The organism is Pallidibacillus pasinlerensis (assembly GCF_009996845.1).
Lineage (GTDB): Bacteria > Bacillota > Bacilli > Bacillales > Caldibacillaceae > Pallidibacillus > Pallidibacillus pasinlerensis.
This window is the reverse complement of record NZ_JAACYS010000114.1, coordinates 1-4572: the sequence shown is the minus strand read 5'-3', so window position 1 is coordinate 4572 and position 4572 is coordinate 1. Positions and strand designations below refer to the sequence as shown.

Below are 4572 nucleotides of genomic sequence, written 5' to 3'. Positions count from 1 at the left end.
ATATTCGCGAGAAAATAGATGAGCAAGAACTGATTGACTTGATTACAAAAGAAAGCGAACATCATCCAATCCAAATGATGTGTCGTGTTTTAAAGATGCCTAAAAGTACGTATTATCAATCGTTTCACAAGAAGCCGAATAGCTATCATGTCGCCAACGAACAACTGCTTGAACGAATTCGAGTAATCCATAAAGAAAGTAAGGGTCGTTATGGGGCCCCTAAAATCTTTGAAATACTTAAAAAAGAAGGCTATACAGGTAGTATCAATCGAGTTCAACGTTTGATGAAACAAGCAGGCATCCAATCATGTATTGTAAAAAAATTCCGCCCAACACCAACACAAAAGCCCGTAGAAGAACGAGAAAATGTATTAAATCAAGATTTCACTACAACAACAATCAACGAAAAATGGGTAGCTGATATTACATATGTCCATACGCTTCGTGATGGTTAGTGTTATCTAGCGTCCGTTCTTGATTTACATACAAAAAAAGTGGTCGGATATAAATTCTCTCGTACCATGACAACAGAAATTGTGCTGGAAGCACTTCAGAATGCGATTCAAGATCAAAAGCCCGATCCTGGTCTTATCGTGCATACAGATTTAGGAACACAATATACAAGTGAAGCCTTTCAAAAACTACTAAAAAAACATGAAATGGTTTCGTCATTTAGTCGAAAAGGATGTCCATATGACAACGCTTGTATTGAATCTTTTCATGCCATATTGAAAAAAGAAGAAGTGTATCTAACCAAATACGAAAGCTTTGAGACAGCGAGAATTGCGTTATTTCAATTCATCGAAGGTTGATATAATCGCAAACGAATTCATGGGAGCATTGGTTATTTGACACCGGATGAATACGAAAAAATGTGCCGAATAGCAGCGTAAAACATGGGGTACAGAACCACTTCCCCCTTCACATTTTTTTGGCACAACAGCCATGGGTTTATTTCTCCATGTCCCAAGTAGATTGTCAAAGGATCTTTTCACTTTGACAATCTACTTGGGACGTGGAACAATCCATGAATGGTTGTTGTGCAAAAAAACTTAATCTTTTTGTGTCCAAAAACTTGACGTAGATCCAAAGGTTTTGATGGTTATTTCAGATACGCGTTAAAATGTTGGGGTATCAGTAATTTACTTTAGAGTGTGTGAGCTTCACTATTTTTGGATTCTAAATATTCAACAAGTGCCCAGTCACTTTGATTAAAGAATTGGTAAAGTTCTTCTATTCTTTCTTTCAAGTTTATTACATCAATTCTTTTTTCTGTTGATGACGATGTGATAATATCTATCGTAAATGGGTATATGAAATCAAATGATTTTTCAATAAAATTTTGGAATTCAATAATGTATTCTTTTGCAGCGTTCATTACATTAACATCTTCTGCGGTTGTGTAAATTTGATTAAGTAGCGGTTCAATTAAACCCCAAGTTAATACTAAGTTTTGATTCACTCTAGTAATGTTTTGTTCTATACTTTCTAAAGTTTCATTTGAATGAAGATAATATATCGTTTTCATAGATAACTCTATAAATTGCTTGTAATTGTAAATGATTGAATATATGTAATTATCGAATTTAGTTAAATGACCATTTATGAATGCATCAACCAGTGTATCAGCAGAAAGTTTGTATCCGGTTATGTAAGTGTATATTTGGAACATATCTCCCAATCCAAGATCTGCTGAACCATAAAACTCACTAGTTTGTAAGAATAGTTTTTTCCCGTTCTCAGGTAGTTTTTCTTGTTTTTTAATATACATTTCCATTTCAAACCACTCCCTCTTAATTAATGAAAAAACATGTTCGAAAAAGCCCCTTAATATTTAAATTTCAAATAAATTATAGTAATACCTATATAGACCGTCAAAATCAGTTTTACATGGATTTATGATGATTACTACATCAAAATTAGAGCTTTATAGCTTCTTTCTCATTGTTTTGGGCTTCAAATTGGTTAATTAAAGTTTTATTAATGTTTTTGGAACTTTTAATTATAGTAAAGGGAAGGGGATATAAATTAGCTCTTCTTTGTCTACGTTTCTAGCAACCAAATGCTTTAACTCCTCAAAGTAATTCTGGATATTCTTCCTCACTGATTGTTAGAAGATGATAAAATAATACATTTACATTTTTACTTTCTTCACTCGGGTAATTTTTAGATTCCCAGTATGGACCCTTGCAATATTTGTTTTTCATTACTAATCCCGTCTTTAATTGTAATTAAAATTCGTTGTTTATTTTTATCTTTATAGTTATTATTTAGAGTCAAGAAATTCTATGTGACAAAATTAAACTAGAGAGGAGAATACGTCGAAGGTGCAGTACATTTTCATCTGATCCCTTTCCTTTAGTTCCTTAATGAAATGGGGAATTGGTTAATGTTGTTTCAATTTCACCATGTCCTTACCGAAAGGAATCAAATTTTACTTTATTAGTAATTAATTCTATCAAAGTATAAGTGTTATGACTGTCAATAAATTAAATGTTATGCGTTGACCCCGAATGGCTTCTTATAACTGGGGCTTTAATTAATATTTAACAATCTAAAGTTGATATTATCATGTTGTATCAAAAAATTTTTTAATTCCGTTACTAGACATATTTATCCTCTAAATAGATGCTAATATTTAGAAAATACTTTCTAGAAAAGTCTGTAGGAAACATTAGTGAATCTCACAAATAAATGTTCTAGTAAAAGTGTAAAATAATACTAGCAATAAAAATTCAACTAACTACTGGAAATGCCTTCCAATAATTAAGGAAGGCATCAACTAATGTTTTCTTGTAAATCTAAAATATGATTAATTAAGTTAGCTATGTTATTATGTTCATTTAATAATTGTTTTTGAACCACTAAATTAGGAATCATCATACCTTGTATCCTTGCTACATCGCTATATTTAAATAATTTCCACATCTTTTCACGACTAAATTCCATAACTTTAACTGATTTTAAAACAATAATTAACTTGTAAATAATATTATTGTAATATTTACTTGCTAATTCCTCACTCAAAAATGTACCCAGAATTTCACCATATCCTATAAATTTCTTATTTCTATAAAATAAAGCGTAATCCCCTTTATTTATCTTTTTCCACAAAGATTCATTTTTTTTGCTGTATCTCATAGCCCACAAAAAATAATCTTCATCACATTTACTTGTAATTTGTTCTGATATTAATTCATCTTTAATAGGTTTTGTAGTTGTGTTTATAAAATTGTTATATGCCTCTTTACTTGAAGCACTGAAACAAATTATTTTGTTCACAATATCACCTCTATACTACATTATACTCAAAATTCTCCAATTTAATCACCGTTACCTTGACTTGTAAGAATTTTATCAAGATAATAATTAAGGATGTACAAATAAATTTTTCGGAGGGAAAAAATGTCACAAAATTTTATCGATGAAATTATTTTTAAAAACCATCCAGAAAGAGCAGAAGAAATATTAGAATTACCACTAATACAATATTTAAAAAGAAAGACAGCAAGTGTAGGGAGAAACAGTAAATCTAGAGGATCTTTCGCAAATCTTTATGCTATTTATGTACTAGTAGAGGATTATATCAATAAAGGGTATTTAGATGGCGATAAAGATTACAAAGATTATGAAGGTGCTGATTTTACACCTCTATTTAATAGACAAAGAGAATTAAAGTTTGGAGCAAAATTACAAAACCATGCATTAAATCACCGATTAAATGAAGAGTTTGCTAAGTTTCATAATGGATTAACTCCAATTATTCGTGATACTGAAAAAAGCAAGTATTGGTTTAATGAAGAATTATTAATATTTGATGGAATTAATTTAGCAAAAGATGTAATTGAAATAATTGATAAATATGTTGAGTTAAAATCAGAAATATTTGAATTATTCTTTGAAAAGTGTATTGAACTTGAAAATACTTATGAAGAAAATCCTCAAGCAGCTATTGATTTTATAAGAGATCAATTACAGCCAAATATAGATGCTCGTATTTTTGAAATTGTAGCATTTTGTATTTTAAAGTATGTCTATATCGATAAAACGGTGTTATTCGGCTTTTCAGAGGAATCTCTAGAAGAACACAACCTTGTACTTTACAAAACTGGAAGAACTAACGCTAATGATGGTGGAATAGATTATTTATTAAAACCACTAGGGAAAATTTATCAAGTAACTGAAGATTTGAATTTCAAAAAATACTTCTTAGATATTGATAAATTAAATAAGTTTCCAATTACTTTTGTGATAAAAACAAAATTAGACGAAGAGGAAATAAGAAGTAGAATACTTCAAGATGCCGAGAGACAATTCAAAGATAAAGAAGTTTTAAAAAGATACTTAGATTGTTTTGAAGAAATCATTAATATTGAGAAATTATACAATTATTTAAACTATGTTATTGAAAACGGACATATGAAGGAATTACTTGAAGAATTAGTTATACAATGTAAAGTAGAATATAATATTGAATAAAGAAAAAGCCGTACAAGTTGTACGGCTCATTTTTAAAACATTGTTAATTGTTCAATATATTTTTCAGATTCTTCTTGTACAACGTCTGTTTTT

General features: G+C 29.7%; 4 protein-coding genes and 1 pseudogene. 3 read left to right on the top strand and 2 right to left on the bottom strand.

Annotation, left to right across the window (positions count from 1 at the left end):
- Positions 1-455 (top strand): IS3 family transposase (locus tag GW534_RS16965; protein ID WP_161921881.1); only part of this gene is annotated, 455 nt, incomplete at its 5' end.
- Positions 456-467: 12 nt separating this feature from the next.
- Positions 468-812 (top strand): annotated as a pseudogene (locus GW534_RS16960) (transposase); the annotation flags it as partial.
- Between the two features lie 335 nt (positions 813-1147).
- Here the strand turns inward: GW534_RS16960 and GW534_RS15470 are convergent.
- Entirely contained in the window at positions 1148-1777 is a 630-nt protein-coding gene (locus GW534_RS15470; RefSeq protein ID WP_161921880.1) for a hypothetical protein, read from the bottom strand.
- 1001 nt (positions 1778-2778) lie between these two features.
- Positions 2779-3282 carry a hypothetical protein gene (locus tag GW534_RS15465; RefSeq protein ID WP_161921879.1) on the bottom strand — a complete coding sequence of 168 codons (504 nt, stop codon included), beginning with the start codon at positions 3280-3282 and terminating at the stop codon, positions 2779-2781.
- A 123-nt stretch (positions 3283-3405) separates the two neighbouring features.
- On the opposite strand from GW534_RS15465, the gene GW534_RS15460 reads away from it, so the two are divergent.
- The gene (locus GW534_RS15460) at positions 3406-4479 is read left to right on the top strand and encodes a restriction endonuclease (RefSeq protein WP_161921878.1); all 1074 of its coding nucleotides are present in this window, start codon (positions 3406-3408) and stop codon (positions 4477-4479) included.
- The last annotated feature ends 93 nt before the right edge of the window (positions 4480-4572 follow it).

Excerpts from the sequence above, each read along its gene's own strand:
- GW534_RS15470 (WP_161921880.1), bottom strand. The coding sequence starts at position 1,777 with ATGGAAATGTATATTAAAAAACAAGAAAAACTACCTGAGAACGGGAAA.
- GW534_RS15460 (WP_161921878.1), top strand. The coding sequence starts at position 3,406 with ATGTCACAAAATTTTATCGATGAAATTATTTTTAAAAACCATCCAGAA.